This is a genomic window from Arthrobacter sp. NPDC056691, from assembly GCF_042791415.1.
Lineage (GTDB): Bacteria > Actinomycetota > Actinomycetes > Actinomycetales > Micrococcaceae > Arthrobacter.
This window is the reverse complement of sequence record NZ_JBHTXX010000005.1, coordinates 1-17,283: the sequence shown is the minus strand read 5'-3', so window position 1 is coordinate 17,283 and position 17,283 is coordinate 1. Positions and strand designations below refer to the sequence as shown.

Sequence of the window (17,283 nt, the reverse complement as noted above, 5' to 3'; positions counted from 1 at the left end):
GCTCAGCCCAGCAGTTCCAGGATGTCGGCCCGGGCGAACATCTGGGCGGCGGCACGCGCAGAGGGGGTGCCGGCGTCGGGATCCGCTCCCGCGTCAAGCAGCACCCGGGCCACATCCGAATAGCCCTTGAAGACGGCTCCGGCCAGCGGGGTCTGTCCGCGGTCGTTGGCAGCGTTGGCGTCGCCGCCGTGGTGCAGGATGAGCTGCACCGTCTCGGCGTGGCCGTGGTAGGCGGCGAGCATGAGCAGCGAGTCGCCGGCGGAGTTGGTCAGCGTGGCCGGGGCGCCGGCGTTGAGGTAGCTCCGCAGCAGTTCGGTTTCGCCGTTCCGGGCGGCGTCGAAGAGGGTATGCGCCAGGGCGAGGGTTTCCTCGTCGGGCCCCTGGGAAGCCGGCCCCTGGGAAGCGGGCTGCTGCGAAGCGTCGGCTCCGGGCGCGGTGGAGTCTGTCATCTGTGGGTCCCCCTCAGGAATCCTGTCTGCCTTCCGACGACCTGTCCGGCGTCGGGCGCCACGATCACTTCCTGCGCGGCTGTGTACGGTTCATCCCCGTCCATAACCGTCAGTATTTCATCCGGGGCGACCGAACGCTTGATGACTGCCAGCGCGATGGGGCCCATCTCGTAGTGCTGCGCCACGGACGTCACGGAGCCCACCTTGCGCTCCCCCAGCCGGACCTCGCTGCCGGGGGCCGGCATGGTGTGCTGGGAACCGTCGAGCTGCAGGAACACGAGGCGCCGCGGCGGGTGGCCCAGGTTGTGGACGCGGGCGATGGTCTCCTGGCCCTTGTAGCAGCCCTTGGCCAGGTGCACGGCAGTCCGGAGCAGGTCCAGTTCGTGCGGGATGGTCTTGTCGTCCGTTTCGGCGCCGAGCCGCGGACGCCAGGCGGCCACGCGCAGGGCCTCGGCGGAGAGGACGCCTGCGAGCGTGCGGTCCCCCACCGTCTGCTCCAGCTCGGCGGCCGGCACAAGGTATTCGAACCACGGGCGTTCGGCGCCGGGGTGGGTGTCCTCGGTGACCACGGCGTAGGAGTAGCCGCCGGCACCGACGTGGGGCCAGGGGTCCTGCCACACCTGCAGTCCGGACCATTCGGGCACGGCCTTGGTTGATCCCACCACGGCCCAGTCGGCCGACACGTCCGCCACCTCGACGCGGAGCATGAACTTCATCCTTGTCAGCCACTCTGCCAGGGGACCCGCTTCGGCCGCCTCGACGATCAGCCAGGTGGTCCCGCCGTCGTCCACTACGCGCGCGTCGAACTCAATGCGTCCCTGCACACTCAGGAGCAGCAGCTCGCTGGATTCACCGGGCTGGAGGTTGGTGACCTGCTGGGAAGACAGCGTGTTGAGCCAGCTCAGGCGGTCCGGGCCGGTGACCGTCACCACGCCGCGGTGGGAAAGATCGACGACGGCGGTTCCGGCCGCCAGCGCGCGCTGCTCCCGGAGGGGTTCGCCGTAGTGGGATGCGACGCCGGCGTCGGCGCCGCCCGCTTCAACGGCGCCAGGGCGCGACAACAGAGGGCTCTTGGTAGTCATATGAAGGGGAACGTCCTTGGCTGGGAGGGTATTCCGGCCACCTAGCGGTATTCCGGGTTTTCGAAACCAAATTTGGTTCCGGCCTTCCATTCTTCCGGAAGGTTGCCATAGGCGGGAATTCCGCCGGCGTCCTTGAGCGTCCGTGCCAGGTGCAGGAGGTTCCATGTCATGAACGTGGTGTTCCGGTTCGTGAAGTCGCTCTCCGGGCCACCCGACCCCTCATCCAGGTAGCTGGGTCCCGGCCCGACGGGTCCGATCCAGCCGGCGTCGGCCTGCGGTGGGATGCTGAAGCCGATGTGCTGCAGGCTGTAGAGGACGTTCATGGAACAGTGCTTGATGCCGTCCTCGTTGCCGGTGATCAGGCAGCCGCCCACCTTCGGATAAAACGCCCACTGGCCCTTCTCGTTGAGCTGGCCGGAATGGGCGTAGAGCCGCTCGATGAGTTTTTTGGTCTGCGAGGAATTGTCCCCCAGCCAGATGGGCCCGGCCACCACGACGATGTCCGCCTCCTTGACGGCCGGATACAGCTCCGGCCATTCATCGGTTGCCCAGCCGTGCTCGCGCATGTCCGGGTACACACCGCTGGCGATATCGTGGTCAACGGTACGGATGACCCGGGTGGCCACGCCCTGCTTCTCCATGATCAGCCGGCTCACCGTGATCAGGCCCTCGGTGTTGCTCTTCTCCGGCGAACGCTTGAGCGTGCCGTTGAAGTACACCGCCTTGAGGTCGCTGTAGTCGGCCGGGGGCTGGGACTCATCCATGGGACACTCCATCGGGTTGCTGCGGACTCAGGATTGAAGACCTGAGGCCAAAGTAGCCGAAGGGAGCGCTGGCGAACAGTGCCGGCGAACAGGGGCGTGGAGCGGCAGGTGTTGTTGCGTTGCGGAACAGCCTGGCGGCTGGGGTCAGGTGACCTTTTTAAGGAACGCCGAGGCGTGCGCCTCGAGGCCGTTGCCAGCCTCGGCAGCCGGTTGGGTTGCCGCGCCGGTTGCCGCACTTGTTGCCGACGGCGTGCCGGCGGCGACGTCCCAGCGCCAGAGCAGGTTGCCGTCCACCAGCCCGAAGATCCGGGTGGCGGCAGTGTATTCCTTGGAGTGGCTCCCTCGCATCACCATGTCGGTGCTGAGCTGGATCTGCGGCCCCTTGATCTGGCCGTAGTACAGCTCCGAAATGCCGCCCGGGTGGCTGATGGAGACCGAGATGTCGAAGCCGCCATCCTTGTTGCGGAGGGCTTCCACCTCGTCGGCGCTTTTCAGCACGGGGACGATGTCCCCGGGAACCAGGCCGGGACCGCTGTCGGCCTCCAGCTGCTTGCGCTCCAGGGCCCAAAAACCGGTCTCAACAGTGAGCGGCCGGAGCCTGGTGCCGTCCTCGTCGGTCAGCCAGCTTTCCGCACGGTACTGCAGGTACGGCAAACCGTTATGGGTGAAGGAAACATGCTGCAGGAAGTGCTCTGAACCTTCGTCACCGGCCCCGAGCCGGCCATGGCCCTCCCACTCACCGATGAGCCAGGAGAGGGGAACCAGTTCGGGGGTCAGGTCTGTAGGAATTTCAATAGGCACAGCCGCTACCTCTCGAAACCGCTAAGCAGGGGTTTTACCGCTGTCCTTTGAACAGCCGGTAGACAACAAAACCGGCAAACCAGGCCATGGACAGGCTGGCAACGCCGAGCAGGACAAGGAAGAAGATTTCAAATGCAAGTACGGACATGTTGCCATCCTAACCCGTCAGGAGATGAGTAGTTTGTCTATGAAGTAGGCGAGCGAACCGACCGCCGCAATCGGTGCCAGACCCATGCCCAGGGCAGCCGGAAAGTTCAGCGGAGCGCCCCGGAGGGTCACCAGCCTGCGGAAGCTGACCAGGACCGCCCCGACCACCACACCGAACACAACGGCGGGCAGGACTGCGATGTCGGAGAACACCAGCCCGGCCAGCGGGCCGGCCAGTCCGGCCAGGGTGATGCCCAGGGGCGCAATGATCCGGTCGGGCCAGCGGATGAGGCCGGCGAGCAGTGCGACGGCGGCGCTGATCCCCGCCACGAGCACCATTTCCTTAACCCCGTTGAATCTGGCACCGGCGATCCATCCGGAACCCAGGCAGGACAGCAGGACCCCCACGCTGCAGCCGAGCGTCGACTCGAGGCGCTGCGCCTGGCCGGTGCCGCGCACCAGTTGGACAAGGAACACGGCGGTGACACCCAGGGCAATGAAGCCGGGCGTCCAGTTGAGGTAGCCGGGTGCAGCCGCGAAAGTGGCCGCAATGGCCGCGCCGGCGCCTGACAGCCCAATCACCGCGGCGAGGGTTTTCTTGGCGGGGATATCCAGGTAGTGCGGCCAGCCGACGCCGATGCCCAGGGCGAAAAGCACGGCCACCGCGAGGAGGACATCCGGAGTCCGGAAGACACTGGCCACCAGCGTGGCGAGGCCCGCCAGGCCAACGACTCCGATGCTCCATGACTGGAGCGGCCGGCCGGCAGCAGCCGGAGGACTCACCCCGGGGGCAGGCCGTGGCGTACTCATCTCGGACTCTGCACTCAAATCTGTTGCGACCTCATCCTGGCTGTGCCGTTGACGGGCAGGGCTCGGCCCCCTGACGGTTTCAATCCTGCCCTATGTGAACGCCATATGTCGTAAACAAGGCACGCGGGTGCGGCCCATCAGTGTCCGTCCGGGGGCCGTTGGGTATACTCAGACATCAGCTCAGTCGCCCGACGATGCGCGGACAGCCCCTTGGAGGAATAATGTCGCACATCCTGTTACTGACCAACAGCACCGGGTCATCGGTGGACATTTTGCCTGCCTTGGAACTCCTGAACCACCGGGTGCACATCCTGCCCGCGGAACCCACCGCGTTGCTCGAGACCGACCCCTGCGACATCGTCCTCCTGGACGCGCGCAAAGACCTCGTGGGCGCCCGCTCCCTGACCCAGCTCCTGAAGGCCACGGGCCTCAGCGCACCGCTGGTGCTGATCCTCACCGAAGGCGGCATGGCGGCCGTTTCCTCCGCCTGGGCTGTCGATGACATCGTGCTCGACTCGGCGGGCCCCGCCGAAGTGGAGGCGCGGATCCGTCTCTGTGTCGCCCGTGCTGTACCGGAGCAGGAGGAGGCTCCCTCCGAAATCCGGGCCGCCGGGGTCGTTATTGACGAGGCGAGCTACACGGCGCGCGTCAACGGCGCGGCACTGAACCTGACCTTCAAGGAGTTCGAGCTCCTGAAGTATCTCGCGCAGCACCCGGGCCGGGTATTCACCCGGCAGCAGCTCCTCACCGAGGTGTGGGGCTACGACTACTATGGCGGCACCCGGACCGTGGACGTCCACGTCCGGCGGCTGCGCGCCAAACTGGGCGCCGACCACGAGAACCTCATCAGCACGGTGCGCAACGTGGGCTACCGGCTCACGCTGATACGCCAGCAGGAGGACGAACTCACCGAGGCGTAGGCCTCAGGCCCCCCGCTTTGGTGCCGGCCCGGGGTGGCGGCCGGCCCGGCACCCCACCTACAGCAAATGCAGAACGGCCCGGCTCACCAGAGCCGGGCCGTTCTGCATTTCGAAACTACGAGTGGAGGACATACGGGTCGAACGTATCGAGGCCACCCCAGTGGTGGATCCCCCTCACAACCTGCATGATTGCCGGCTGAGGTAACGACTATACGGGGCGCCACGGCCCGTTCCAAATCGGCCCGGCGCGGGCGGCGTCCGTATAGCCTTGCAGCATGAGTCCTGCGCACCCGGAGAAATGGCCCGTCCTTGTCATCAAGGGCGGGGTGGATGACGAGCTGCTGCGGGATGTCCGTGCCCTGCTGGCTGCCGCCGAGGAATCGGACGGCAATCCCCCCATATCCGAACAGACCCTGGTGACCATGCGGGCGGCGGACACCGGCCCGCACACGCTGTTGACGCTGGCCCTGTACGCCCCCGACGAGCAGTCGGATCCCGCCACGGCACAGGACCTGGCAGGCTTCGCCGTGGTCGTCGAGGAGCCGGACGGGACAGGCGTGGTGGAAATCGCGGTGCACCCCAGTTACCGCAACCAGGGCGTGGCGGACCGGCTCGTCGGAACGCTCAAGTCCTCGCGCGGCCTGGACGGCCTCAAGGCCTGGTCGCACGGCAACCATGAGGCAGCAGCGGACCTGGCAGCCCGGTACGGCTACGGACCGGTTCGGGAGCTGTGGAAGATGCGGCTCACCACCGCCGCCGCTGACCTGCCCGACGCCGGCCTTCCGGACGGGGTATCGATCCGCGCCTTTGTGCCGGGCCAGGATGAGGAGGCCTGGCTCGTGGCCAACCGTCTGGCTTTCGCGCACCACCCGGAGCAGGGCTCCCTCACCAGGGCGGACCTGCAGGCCCGGATGGACGAAGCCTGGTTCGACCCCGCGGGCTTCCTGCTGGCCGAGGACAGGGACGGGCGGCTCCTCGGCTACCACTGGACCAAGGTGCATCCGCAGCACGGAACGCACCCGGCCATCGGCGAGGTCTACGTGGTGGGCGTGACGCCGGCTGCCCAGGGCATGGGCCTGGGCAAGGCGCTGACCATCGCCGGGATACGGCACCTCCAGCAGCAGGGCCTGCACGCCGTGATGCTGTACACGGATGCCGACAACACTCCGGCTGTCTCGCTGTACCGGCGGCTGGGCTTCACACGTTGGGATATGGACGTCATGTACGGGCCGCTTGAGGGACCGTGATCACACCCTCTTGCCCGCATGCCGCCAGCCTCGAAATCTTCGGGTCCCTGACGGATGAATGCTTGTAAGGTTGAAACTAAACCCGCCAGTACTCAAGGAGAGCGCATGCAACCGGAATCCGCCGGAACAGCCACCACCGAAATCAAGGCGGCCCCTGTGCGCGCCCGCTTCGGCTCCTCCGAAGTACCGGCCTCCCGCGCCACGCAGGACCGGATCGACATCCCCGAGTTCGCAGCCATCCTGGAACCTGAGGGTGAGATCAGCCCCGACCGGTTCCTGGACCGCGAACTGAGCTGGCTCGCGTTCAACGCCCGGGTCCTCGAGCTTGCCGAAGACCCGGACCTGTACCTGCTCGAACGCGTTAACTTCCTGTCGATCTTCGCCTCCAACCTCGACGAGTTCTTCATGGTCCGCGTGGCCGGCCTGAAGCGCCGCATCGCCACCGGACTCGCAGTCCCCTCCCCCGCCGGGCTGAGCCCGGTCCAGGTCCTGGAACAGATCGGCGAGGCGGCCCACCGCCTGCAGCAGCGGCACGCCCAGGTCTACGCCGAACAGATCCGGCCGGCCCTGGCGTACGAGCACATCCACCTCATGCACTGGGACGAGCTCGACGACGAAGCCCGGCAGCGGCTCAGCGCGATGTTCGCGGAGAAGGTCTTCCCCATCCTCACCCCGCTGGCCGTGGACCCCGCCCACCCCTTCCCCTACATCTCGGGCCTTTCGCTGAACCTGGCCGTGGTGGTGCGGAACCCGGTCAGCGACAAGGAGCTTTTCGCCCGCGTCAAGGTGCCGGACCAGCTGCCCCGCCTGATTTCCATCGACGGCCCGCGCGCAGGTTCAGTGCCCGGCCGCGTGGCACGGTTCATAGCCCTCGAGGAAGTCATCGCCGTCCACCTGGACCAGCTCTTCGCCGGCATGGAGGTCCTGGAGCACCACACCTTCCGGGTCACCCGCAACGAGGACGTCGAGGTGGAAGAGGACGACGCCGAGAACCTCCTGCAGGCGCTCGAGAAGGAACTGCTGCGCCGCCGGTTCGGCCCGCCCGTCCGGCTGGAGGTCACCAACGACATCAACCCGAACATCCGTGCACTGCTGATCCGTGAGCTCGGCGTGGACGAGTCGGAGGTCTACTCCGTCCCGGCCCCCCTGGACCTGCGCGGCCTATCCGTGATCGGCGGCATCGACCGCGCGGACCTGCACTACCCCAAGCACGTGCCCCACACGTCCCGCTACCTGAACGAGTCCGAGACGTCCAAGGCCGCGAACGTCTTCGCCGCCATGCGCCGCCGGGACATCCTGCTGCACCACCCCTATGATTCGTTCTCCACCTCCGTCCAGGCGTTCCTGGAACAGGCGGCCGCCGACCCCAAGGTGCAGGCCATCAAGCAGACCCTGTACCGCACTTCCGGCGACTCCCCCATCGTCGACGCCCTCATCGACGCCGCCGAGGCTGGCAAGCAGGTGCTGGCCCTCGTGGAGATCAAGGCCCGCTTCGACGAGCAGGCCAACATCTCCTGGGCACGCAAGCTGGAGCAGGCCGGCGTCCACGTGGTCTACGGCATCGTGGGCCTGAAGACCCACTGCAAGCTCTCCCTGGTGGTCCGCCAGGAGGTGGACGGGCTCCGCCGCTACTGCCACATCGGCACCGGCAACTACCACCCGCGGACCGCACGCTACTACGAGGACCTCGGACTGCTGACCGCCAACGAGCAGGTGGGCGAGGACCTCACCAAGCTGTTCAACCAGCTGTCCGGGTACGCCCCCAAGTCCACCTTCAAGCGGCTCCTGGTGGCGCCCCGTTCAGTGCGTTCGGGACTGATCGACAGGATCGAGGCCGAAATCCGCAACGCACGCGCAGGGATTCCCGCGCGCGTGCAGATCAAGGTCAACTCCATGGTGGACGAGTCCATCATCGATTCCCTGTACCGCGCCTCGCAGGCCGGCGTGCAGGTGGACGTCATTGTCCGCGGCATCTGCTCGCTGCGCCCCGGCATCCCCGGGCTGAGCGAGAACATCACAGTCCGCTCCATCCTGGGCCGCTTCCTTGAGCACTCGCGCGTGTTCGCCTTCGACAACGGCGGCGACCCCGTGGTGTACATCGGCTCCGCGGACATGATGCACCGCAACCTGGACCGCCGGGTGGAGGCGCTGGTGCAGCTGTCCGGCGGCGAGGACACCGCCTACGTCCTGGACCTGCTGCGCCGGTACATGGACCCCGAGACGTCCAGCTGGCACCTGGACAACGACGGCGAGTGGACCCGCCACCACATCGGCGAGGACGGCAGCAAGCTTGACGACGTCCAGTCCTGGCTCCTGGCATCACGCTCCCGGCAGCGCGCCGTCGTCCGGCGGTAGGAACCCGGCCTTTGAAGAGCAGCGACTCACCCATAGCGGATCAGACCGATCATCCGGGCGAGCCGGTCGCCGTCACGGCCGCCGGCGCCCTGCCTTGGCGCGTCAAGAAGGACCAGCTGGAGGTCCTCCTGATCCACCGGCCGCGGTACGACGACTGGTCCTGGCCCAAGGGCAAGCTTGACCCCGGCGAAACGGTGCCCGAGTGCGCCGTCCGCGAGGTGGAGGAGGAGATCGGCCTCGTGGCGCCCCTGGGTATCCCGCTCCCGCCCATCCACTACCACGTCTCCGCCGGACTGAAGGTTGTGCACTACTGGGCGGTTGAGGTGACCGGCAATTCCCTGCGCCCCGACGGCAAAGAGGTGGACAGCGTTATGTGGTGCGCCCCGGAGCGTGCCACCGAGCTGCTGTCCAACCCCTCGGACCGGGCGCCGCTGGAGTACCTGGCAGCAGCCCATGCCCGCAAAGAGCTGCGGACCTGGCCGCTCGTCGTCGTGCGCCACGCCAAGGCCAAGCCGCGCTCGTCGTGGACCAAGGCGGAGGGCGAACGGCCCCTGGCCGCCACCGGTATCCGCCAGGCGCAGGCGGTGCACCGGCTGCTGAAGTCGTGGCAGCCGCTGCGGGTGGTCACCAGCCCGTGGCTGCGCTGTGTGGCGACGATCGCCCCCTACGCCAAGTCATCGGACGCCAAGGTAAAACTGGTGGATGCGCTGACGGAGCACCGGCATGCCCGCAACCCCAAAAAGACAGCGGCCGCCGTCCACGCCTTGTTCGACAAGCAGCGCGCGGTGGTGCTGTGCACCCACCGGCCGGCCCTCCCCACCGTGCTGGGCCAGCTTGCCGGCTACATGACCCCGCGGCTCAGGGGCCTGCTGCCGGTGGCCGACCCGTACCTCGCCCCGGGGGAAATGATCATCTGCCATGTGGCGCATGGCAGCTCGAGCAGGATCGTGTCCGTGGAGCAGTTCAAGCCCTTCGACGACTGAGTTCCTGGCGGCTGTTCGGACGCCCACCTTGACCCCGCCATCTTTGTATCAAATACTTGGTACAAAGATGGCGCCGGGGGACGGGCGCTTCGGGGATCATTGGGGGATCTGATGCCACTACAGTTTGACCTGCCACCCATGGCGCTGCTGGGCCCGCTGCTGGCAGCAGTGGGCATTTACGTACTGTTGCGCTGGGTGGTCTGGGCGCCGGGCGGAGGCACGTCGCCGAAGTCAGTTTCGGACCACGCGCTTTGGGTCGGCGTCATCGGCTGGCTGGCCAGCACCCTGCAGGGAGCGGCTAACGCCGGCATCATCCCCTCGAGCCCGCAGACGCCGTCGCTGCAGCAGCCTGCCGACATCCTGCAGGCGCTGGCCTGGCCGGTGGTTGGCTGCCTCGGTGTCCACGCACTGGGGCAACTGAGCTACCCGGGTCCACGCCGTTCGCAGCGACTGGCAACACTGTCCGTCCGGCGCGTCCGGGACTTTCTTCCCCGAGGGCTCGCCTGGACCACGCTCGGCATCTTCGCCGCCTCCGCCGGGACCATTGTGTGGGCGGCAACGCAACCGGCGTACCGCCCAGTGCCGCCCGTTACCCCCGCGGACGGTGCAACCGGCCCCACCTTCTTCCAAGACGGACGGATTCCCGGCACGGAGCTGGCAGCCTGCCTTGGCGCCGCCCTGGTGCTGCTGGCGGCAGGGACCATACTGGTGCTGTGGCTAATTGCCCGCCGCCGTCAGCTGGAAGCACTGGATGCCGGCGACAACGCCCTTCTCCGCGCGATTGCCATGAACCGGCTGATGCGGACCGTGTCCACCGTTGCCGCTGGGCTGGCGGCCATCGCCGGCAACTTTGCCTCCCGTCCGGAGCCCGCAACTGCCACCTCATGGACCAACCTCACCGCTCTCGGCGCTGCCGCGGTGCTGTTCGTGATGTGGATGTGGAAGCCGCCGCAGCTGGACAGCCTTCTGGCCAGCAAGGTGCGCAACCGTCCGGCCCAGTCTTCCGGCCGGAAAAGCATCCGGGACCTCCGTACCGAAAAGCATCCTGCCGCGGTGCTCGCCGTGTCCCTCGGCGCCCTCCTCGGGCTGGCAGCGGTGGTGCCGGGAATTGCTGTCCTGCTCCTCTCAGGGCCTGCGAATCCGGTCCGCACCACCGTCATCTCAGCTGTGATGGCCGCGTGCGTATTGCTGGCCATTCTGGCGGGCGAACTGCTCCTCGCGCGGAACTACGGCTCATCCTCCGCAGCCGTGCGCGGCTGGCCCGTCCAGCCGGTGGCGCCTGCCCTCCTCACCGCTGCCGTAATCGCCTTGCTGCTCCTGGCAGCCGTGGTTGTAATGACCGTCTTGGGGGACGCGGCGCTTGGCGCTGAGGGGACACCGGGACCTTCCGGCTGGGTTCCGACGGCGGTGGCAACGGCCGCCGTCGCCGCCACGGCTGTGCCCGCCATCTTTGCCGTGCGCCGCCGCCGCGGCATCGACACGTCGGATGATGGGCTGGATGCGGCGCTCCGCGCCGTCACGCTCAACAGGATCATGCGGATTCTGGCCGCATTCCTGCTGGCGCAGGCAGGCGGCCTGCTGATTTCGGCAAACCGGGCGTGGGGCGCCCTGGTGGGAGCGCAGACGGCTTCGGCTGAGATGTGGGCAGCCACGGCGGTCGCCGCGGGGTCAGTGCTGGTGGCCGTCGCCGTGGTGCTTTCCGTGATTCCCGTGAACGCTTTCGGCCCGAGGGGCGGGCCTGCTGCCCGGCGTGCACCGGTGGAACCTGCGCGATGACTGCGGGCATTTCGGTGGACGTTGGATCGCCCACTCCCCCATACGAGCAGATCCGGCTGCAGATCAGTGCGCTGATCGCCGCTGGCGGCCTCACGGCCGGGACCCGGCTGCCGGCAGTCCGCAGCCTCGCCGCAGACCTGGGCCTTGCCGCCGGAACGGTCGCCAGGGCGTACAAGGAACTTGAACAGTCCGGGCTGATCGAGACCCGGCGCCGCAACGGCACCGTCGTCGTCGGGCTTCCGGCGTACGTGGAGACGGACTCCGGGCCGTCCGGCGGCGGTGAGGCGGCAGCGGAACTGGGGGCCGCCGTCGAACATCTCATCCAAGTGGCGGCCAAGGCTGGACTGTCCGATGAGGAGCTTCTGGCGTTGCTGCGTGCTAGTCTCCAGCGGCGGCACGGCGCTTCGAGCCCCTCATCCAGCTCCGACTAGACTGGACGGGTGAGCACCCCAACGCCCTATGAAGACCTTCTGCGCGACGTCATGGCCAACGGCACGCACAAATCAGACCGCACCGGCACCGGAACCAGCAGCGTTTTCGGCCGCCAAATCCGCTTTGATCTGGGCGACAGCTTCCCGCTGATCACCACCAAGCGGGTGCACTTCAAGTCCGTCGCCGTCGAGCTGCTCTGGTTCCTCCGCGGCGACTCCAACGTGAAGTGGATGCAGGACCAGGGCGTGACCATCTGGAATGAGTGGGCCGATGCCGAGGGCGAACTCGGGCCGGTCTACGGCGTCCAGTGGCGGAGCTGGCCCACCCCGGACGGCGGTCACATCGACCAGATCGCCGAGCTCGTGGAGAGCCTGAAGTCGAACCCGGACTCGCGCCGGCACATCGTCTCGGCCTGGAACGTGAGTGAACTCAAGGACATGGCGCTGCCGCCCTGCCACGCGTTCTTCCAGTTCTACGTTGCGGACGGCAAGCTTTCCTGCCAGCTGTACCAGCGTTCGGCGGACATGTTCCTGGGCGTGCCGTTCAACATCGCCTCCTACTCGCTGCTGACCTGCATGCTGGCACAGCAGACGGGCCTCGAGCCGGGTGAATTCGTCTGGACCGGCGGCGACGTGCACATCTACGACAACCACATGGACCAGGTCCTGAAGCAACTGGACCGCGAACCGTACGAGTACCCGCAGCTGAAGATCACCCGCAAGCCGGCGTCGATCTTCGACTACAGCCTTGACGACTTCGAAGTGGTGGGCTACCGGCACCACCCCACGATCAAGGCGCCGATCGCCGTATGAGCACGGAGGGCACAATGGACGGGCAGGCTTTCAGTGAGGACATCGCCGCGGGGATGTCCGGGATCGGACTCGTGTGGGCACAGACGCCTGCCGGTGTCATCGGCAAGGACGGCGACATGCCGTGGAACCTGCCCGAGGACCTGAAGCACTTCACCAGGGTCACCACCGGCCATCCCGTCATCATGGGCCGCAAGACCTGGCTCTCCTTCCCCGAAAAGTACCGTCCGCTGCCCAACCGGACCAACATCGTCATCACCCGGCAGGAAAACTGGGGCAGCACGCCCGAGGCGGAGGGCGCCGTCGTCGTCAAATCCCTCGATGATGCCTTGCTGGAATCCCAGTTCGCCCCGGGCTGCGAAGCAGTCTGGATCCTCGGCGGCGGCGAAATTTTCAAGCAGTCCACGGGCCTGGCCAACGTCGCGGTGGTCACCACCATCGATGTCGATGCCGACGGCGACACGTACGCCCCGGAGCTCGGCGACGGCTGGGTGGCCGGCACGTCCGCACCCGCCGACGGCTGGCTGACGGGGGCCAACGGCACCCGCTACCGGTTCACCAAGTGGAACCGCCCGGAAGGTTAGAACATGCTGCGTAAACCCGAAACCCTCTTTGTGCTCGGCTACATGCTGCTGCCGCTGCTGGCACTGCTGTCCGCGATTGTTGGCCTGACCATGATCCTGGGCGGCAACAAGATCGCCGGCATCATCGTCCTGGTGGTGGTGACGCAGGTTTTTGCCTTCGGCTCCTTCTTTGCCCTGCGCGCCCGCAAGAACGCCCTCCTGCAGGAGCCCGACCACCAGTAGCGTCCACATGGGGAGTGCTGCCCATCGCGGCGGCCATGGCCCCGAACTAGAGTGATGGCTGGACTTAGCAGCAACCGTCTCCGTTCGGGGCGGCCAGAATTTGGGGGATGATGCCGCAGTGACAGGTAATTTGTGGGGCGCCGACGTCGCGCAGCTTCGCACACTTGCGCAGCAGTTCGGAAAGGTCTCCGATACCCTGCTGCAGACGTCATCGCAGCTGACCAACCAGATCAACAACAACCCTTCGTGGAGGGGCAACGACGCCACCGAGTTCCGCTCGGACTGGAACGGCAACCACCGGGCCCTCATCCAGCGGACGGCACGCGCCCTCAAGGATGAATCCCGGAAGCTGCTGGACAACGCCAACGAGCAGGAGAAGGCCAGCGACGCCGCCCCGGGCTCCGGCGGCGGTCCCGTCACTCTTGGCGATCCCGGCGGCTCGCTGGCAGGAACGTTGGGCGGCGTGCTGCTCGGGGGCGTCGGGGCGCTCAAGGCGGGCCTGACCCTGCAAAAGTTCATCAAGGCCCCGCTCACCCTGGCCAAGCACCTCGGGCAGTACGGCTGGGTACTGAAAAACCAGCGGGCAGACTTCATCAAGTCGTTCCTGCAGGGAAGCCACCGTGTTGGCGGTCCCGGGTTTGCTGCACACCGACTCCTCGGCAACTCGGCCCTGGACGACCTGCTGAAGGGGTCCGCGTCCGCCCAACGCGGGCTCGGGCTGATCGACAAGGCGACCGATATTGCCTCGCTGAAGAACCTGAACAAGCACCTCGGCGTGCTGTCCAAGTTCGGCCCGGTCCTCGAGGAGAAGCCCTGGCTTGGTGCCGGGACCAAGATGGAATGGCTCGGCAAGTCGGGCCTGGCCCGGGGACTTGGCTGGGCCGGCGTCGGTTTCAGCGCCTACGACTCCGTCAAGAGCTTTTCCGACGGCGACATCAAGGGCGGGCTCATGGGTGCCGGCAAGGCGGCCCTCGGGGTGGGATGCTTCCTGCCGCCGCCGGCCGGGACGGTCTGCCAGGTCGCCAGCGTGGGCATAGCTGTGTATGAGAACTGGGACACGATCAGTAGCGTTGGAAAAAACATCGGCGAAGGAGTGGTTAACGCCGTGAAGGACCCCGGAAAGTTCGTCAGCGACACGAAAGATACGCTCGTTGACGCGGGCAAGTCTGTGGGCAAGTTCTTTGGATTCGGCGATTAGGAGACAAGCATGACTGTTCAGGACCCAACCCAACAGGAACCCCGCCTCGGCGTCGACGTCATCGGCTTCGGCGTGGGCGAGTTTGCCTATCTGCTCAATGTTTTCGAGGGCCCTGCCCGCGACCGTTCCGTCAGCGTCTTCCGTGCCGAAGAGATGATCGACGACGTTACCCTGTCCACTGCCGGCGCCTCGTCGCTGCTGGCGCGGGACCTGGCCGCTGTTGACGAAGACGGCGATCTGGGGGTGAAAGGGGTGGCGGCTGCCGTCGCTACCGCCCTGGGCAAGGCCACCCGGTGGACGGAAATCTCGCTCCTGACCGGCGAGGCGATGGACAACGTTGCGCTGCTGGAAGCACCCGGGGTTTCCCTGATGCTCCAGCCCAGGCTGCTGGGCACCTGGTTCGTCTTTGCCCAGGATCCCGCCATCTCCTCTGCCGAGGCGACACTCCGGGTGGTCCGCCAGCATGTCGAGCAGAACCAGGGCGGATCCGCCTACCTCGTTTTCAAGACCTTGGGCTCCGAACAGCACCTGCTGATCCGCCGCGAGGAGTCTTCCTGGACCACCGGCGCCCCGGATTTCGACAAGGATGAGGTGGCGGAAACGGCAGGCCTGGACGACGCCGGGCTGCTGGCGGCGATCGAGGATGCCCGTGGCGAGGCGTAGTAGGGACGTTCCGCAGGACCCGGGCTATGTGCCTTCCCGGCCTTCTGAGGAGCGGCTGATGTACCGGCAGGCTGAGAACGGCGAGATGGTCGGCTACACGCCGGCCGAGTATGGGGTCCGCAAGGATGACGGCCACGGCCTGGTCAAGCCGGTCAACAGCTCCGGCGGCCTGCTCTTCCTTTCCATCCTCCTCACCGCTTGCCTTGGAGGCTTTGTTTACGGCGTGGTCCAGGTGGCGCTCACCGATCAGTGGCACATTCTTGGCGAAGTGTGGTGGGTTTTCCCGGCCTGCCTCTTTCCTTTCCTGGCCGCGTGGGCGGGCTACCTCAAGGAGCGCCGCGCCGAGAAACTGCGCAAAGCACGGAACCTCCCGCGGCCCGTCGACTGAACCCCCGCCTACCCACCGTCCTCCGGCAGTGACGTAACCGACTGCGGCCTGCCAAATCCAAAGATAAACTGTCTAAATGACTACAGCAGCTACCCCCTCCGTCGGCCTGGTCGGATGGCGCGGCATGGTCGGCTCCGTCCTGATGCAGCGCATGCAGGACGAGGGCGACTTCGCCAGCATCAACCCGGTCTTCTTCTCCACCTCCAACGCGGGAGGTGCCGCGCCTTCCTTCGCCGAAGGCGCCGGCAAGCTCGAGGACGCGTTCGACGTCGAGACCCTGGCGAAGCTGCCCATTATTGTCACCGCCCAGGGCGGCGACTACACCAAGCAGGTCCACGGCGAGCTGCGCAGCCGCGGCTGGGACGGCCTCTGGATCGACGCTGCCTCTACCCTCCGCATGAACGACGACTCCATCATCGTCCTTGACCCGATCAACCGCGACGTCATTGACAAGGGAATCGCCAACGGCGTCAAGGACTTCATTGGCGGCAACTGCACCGTCTCCTGCATGCTCATGGGCCTCGGCGGGCTCTTCAAGAACGGCCTCGTCGAGTGGGGCACGTCCATGACCTACCAGGCAGCCTCCGGCGGCGGCGCGCGCCACATGCGCGAGCTACTCAGCCAGTTCGGTACCCTCAACGCCGAGGTCAGCACGGAACTGAACGACCCGGCGTCGGCCATTCTGGACATCGACCGCAAGGTGCTGGCCCACCAGCGCAACGGCGTCGACGCCACCCAGTTCGGTGTGCCGCTGGCCGGCTCCCTCATCCCCTGGATCGATGCTGACCTCGGCAACGGCCAGTCCAAGGAAGAGTGGAAGGCCGGCGTCGAGACCAACAAGATCCTGGGTACCTCGGATGAAAACCACGTGATCATGGATGGCCTCTGCGTGCGGATCGGGGCCATGCGCTCCCACTCCCAGGCGCTCACGCTGAAGCTGCGCGAGGACCTATCAGTTGCCGAGATCGAGAAGCTGCTCGACGAGGACAACGAGTGGGCCAAGGTGGTGCCCAACTCCAAGGAAGCCTCGATGGCCGATCTGACCCCGGTGGCTGCCTCGGGCACGCTGACCATTCCGGTGGGACGCATCCGCAAGCTCGAGATGGGCCCGCAGTACATCAGCGCGTTCACGGTCGGCGACCAGCTGCTCTGGGGCGCTGCCGAGCCGCTGCGCCGCATGCTCAACATCGCCACCGGCACGCTGTAACCAGCCTTCGCCCTACTCAACCGGCCCTGCCCCGCACGACCGGCCCGCCCCGGGCCGCTCATGCGGAGCGGGGCCGGTTTTGCGTCGGCGCCCAGTCGGTTTGAGCCCAACGCGTCCTCACCTCCCGCCGGGTCTTTCCTGACGCGTCCTCACCTCCCGCCGGGTCTTTCCCAACGCGTCCTCACCTCCCGCCGGGTCTTTCCCAACCCGTCCTCACCTCCCGCCGGGTCTTTCCCAACGCGTCCTCACTTCCCGTCAGGTGCGACACTCGTTCACGCTCCCAAGAACGAGGAAGCGTGCCAAATCAGGCGACCAAACCTGAGGAAGCGTGCCAAATCAGGCGACCAAACCGGGTCTGTCAATTATTCGGTGTAACTGGGGTGGTTTCTTGTTCTAGTTGCTGCTGGCGGACAGGCGTCCGTCGAAGGTGATCTGGAAGGCGTTCA

Annotated in this window: 18 protein-coding genes; 13 read left to right on the top strand and 5 right to left on the bottom strand. The window is 66.7% G+C overall.

The annotated features are described in order from the left end of the window. Positions 1 to 2: 2 nt before the first annotated feature. The 5 genes from ACFRAU_RS06100 to ACFRAU_RS06080 all read right to left on the bottom strand — a co-directional run bounded on the left by ACFRAU_RS06100 (position 3) and on the right by ACFRAU_RS06080 (position 4,053). Positions 3 to 449, bottom strand: a complete 447-nt coding sequence (locus ACFRAU_RS06100) for an ankyrin repeat domain-containing protein (RefSeq protein ID WP_377999203.1) — start codon at positions 447 to 449, stop codon at positions 3 to 5. Beyond that, positions 446 to 1,531: a YgfZ/GcvT domain-containing protein gene (locus tag ACFRAU_RS06095; protein ID WP_377996627.1), complete on the bottom strand. Its 1,086-nt coding sequence runs from the start codon at positions 1,529 to 1,531 to the stop codon at positions 446 to 448. Before ACFRAU_RS06095 ends, ACFRAU_RS06100 begins: the two co-directional genes overlap by 4 nt. A gap of 41 nt (positions 1,532 to 1,572) precedes the next feature. After that, positions 1,573 to 2,295, bottom strand: a complete 723-nt coding sequence (locus tag ACFRAU_RS06090) for a flavodoxin family protein (protein WP_377991543.1) — start codon at positions 2,293 to 2,295, stop codon at positions 1,573 to 1,575. Positions 2,296 to 2,439: 144 nt separating this feature from the next. Next, the gene (locus ACFRAU_RS06085) at positions 2,440 to 3,096 is read right to left on the bottom strand and encodes an FABP family protein (protein ID WP_377996628.1); all 657 of its coding nucleotides are present in this window, start codon (positions 3,094 to 3,096) and stop codon (positions 2,440 to 2,442) included. Between the two features lie 165 nt (positions 3,097 to 3,261). Continuing rightward, positions 3,262 to 4,053, bottom strand: a complete 792-nt coding sequence (locus ACFRAU_RS06080; protein ID WP_377999202.1) for a permease — start codon at positions 4,051 to 4,053, stop codon at positions 3,262 to 3,264. A gap of 221 nt (positions 4,054 to 4,274) precedes the next feature. On the opposite strand from ACFRAU_RS06080, the gene ACFRAU_RS06075 reads away from it, so the two are divergent. From ACFRAU_RS06075 to asd, 13 genes are all read left to right on the top strand, one after another. After that, a complete protein-coding gene (locus ACFRAU_RS06075) occupies positions 4,275 to 4,973 on the top strand; it encodes a winged-helix domain-containing protein (RefSeq protein WP_377949382.1) in 699 nt (232 codons plus the stop codon). A gap of 275 nt (positions 4,974 to 5,248) precedes the next feature. Beyond that, the gene (gene mshD, locus ACFRAU_RS06070; protein ID WP_377999201.1) at positions 5,249 to 6,220 is read left to right on the top strand and encodes a mycothiol synthase; all 972 of its coding nucleotides are present in this window, start codon (positions 5,249 to 5,251) and stop codon (positions 6,218 to 6,220) included. A 105-nt stretch (positions 6,221 to 6,325) separates the two neighbouring features. Further along, a complete protein-coding gene (locus ACFRAU_RS06065; protein ID WP_377996631.1) occupies positions 6,326 to 8,575 on the top strand; it encodes an RNA degradosome polyphosphate kinase in 2,250 nt (749 codons plus the stop codon). An 11-nt stretch (positions 8,576 to 8,586) separates the two neighbouring features. Further along, positions 8,587 to 9,558, top strand: a complete 972-nt coding sequence (locus ACFRAU_RS06060) for an NUDIX domain-containing protein (protein WP_377999200.1) — start codon at positions 8,587 to 8,589, stop codon at positions 9,556 to 9,558. A 111-nt stretch (positions 9,559 to 9,669) separates the two neighbouring features. Then, a complete protein-coding gene (locus tag ACFRAU_RS06055) occupies positions 9,670 to 11,334 on the top strand; it encodes a hypothetical protein (protein ID WP_377999199.1) in 1,665 nt (554 codons plus the stop codon). Further along, positions 11,331 to 11,765: a GntR family transcriptional regulator gene (locus tag ACFRAU_RS06050; RefSeq protein ID WP_377999198.1), complete on the top strand. Its 435-nt coding sequence runs from the start codon at positions 11,331 to 11,333 to the stop codon at positions 11,763 to 11,765. Before ACFRAU_RS06055 ends, ACFRAU_RS06050 begins: the two co-directional genes overlap by 4 nt. Before the next feature lie 9 nt (positions 11,766 to 11,774). Then, entirely contained in the window at positions 11,775 to 12,578 is an 804-nt protein-coding gene (locus tag ACFRAU_RS06045) for a thymidylate synthase (RefSeq protein WP_377996635.1), read from the top strand. Next, on the top strand, positions 12,575 to 13,159 hold the full coding sequence (locus ACFRAU_RS06040; protein WP_377996636.1) for a dihydrofolate reductase: 585 nt from the start codon (positions 12,575 to 12,577) through the stop codon (positions 13,157 to 13,159). Before ACFRAU_RS06045 ends, ACFRAU_RS06040 begins: the two co-directional genes overlap by 4 nt. Before the next feature lie 3 nt (positions 13,160 to 13,162). Next, positions 13,163 to 13,381, top strand: a complete 219-nt coding sequence (locus ACFRAU_RS06035; protein WP_377999197.1) for an NF038396 family protein — start codon at positions 13,163 to 13,165, stop codon at positions 13,379 to 13,381. Positions 13,382 to 13,499: 118 nt separating this feature from the next. After that, a complete protein-coding gene (locus ACFRAU_RS06030) occupies positions 13,500 to 14,579 on the top strand; it encodes a WXG100 family type VII secretion target (RefSeq protein WP_377999196.1) in 1,080 nt (359 codons plus the stop codon). Positions 14,580 to 14,588: 9 nt separating this feature from the next. Then, positions 14,589 to 15,242, top strand: coding sequence for a hypothetical protein (locus tag ACFRAU_RS06025; RefSeq protein ID WP_377996639.1), 654 nt, complete (start codon positions 14,589 to 14,591; stop codon positions 15,240 to 15,242). Positions 15,243 to 15,300: 58 nt separating this feature from the next. Then, a complete protein-coding gene (locus ACFRAU_RS06020) occupies positions 15,301 to 15,630 on the top strand; it encodes a hypothetical protein (RefSeq protein ID WP_377999195.1) in 330 nt (109 codons plus the stop codon). A 76-nt stretch (positions 15,631 to 15,706) separates the two neighbouring features. After that, positions 15,707 to 16,837 carry an aspartate-semialdehyde dehydrogenase gene (gene asd / locus ACFRAU_RS06015; RefSeq protein ID WP_377999194.1) on the top strand — a complete coding sequence of 377 codons (1,131 nt, stop codon included), beginning with the start codon at positions 15,707 to 15,709 and terminating at the stop codon, positions 16,835 to 16,837. Positions 16,838 to 17,283: the final 446 nt, after the last annotated feature.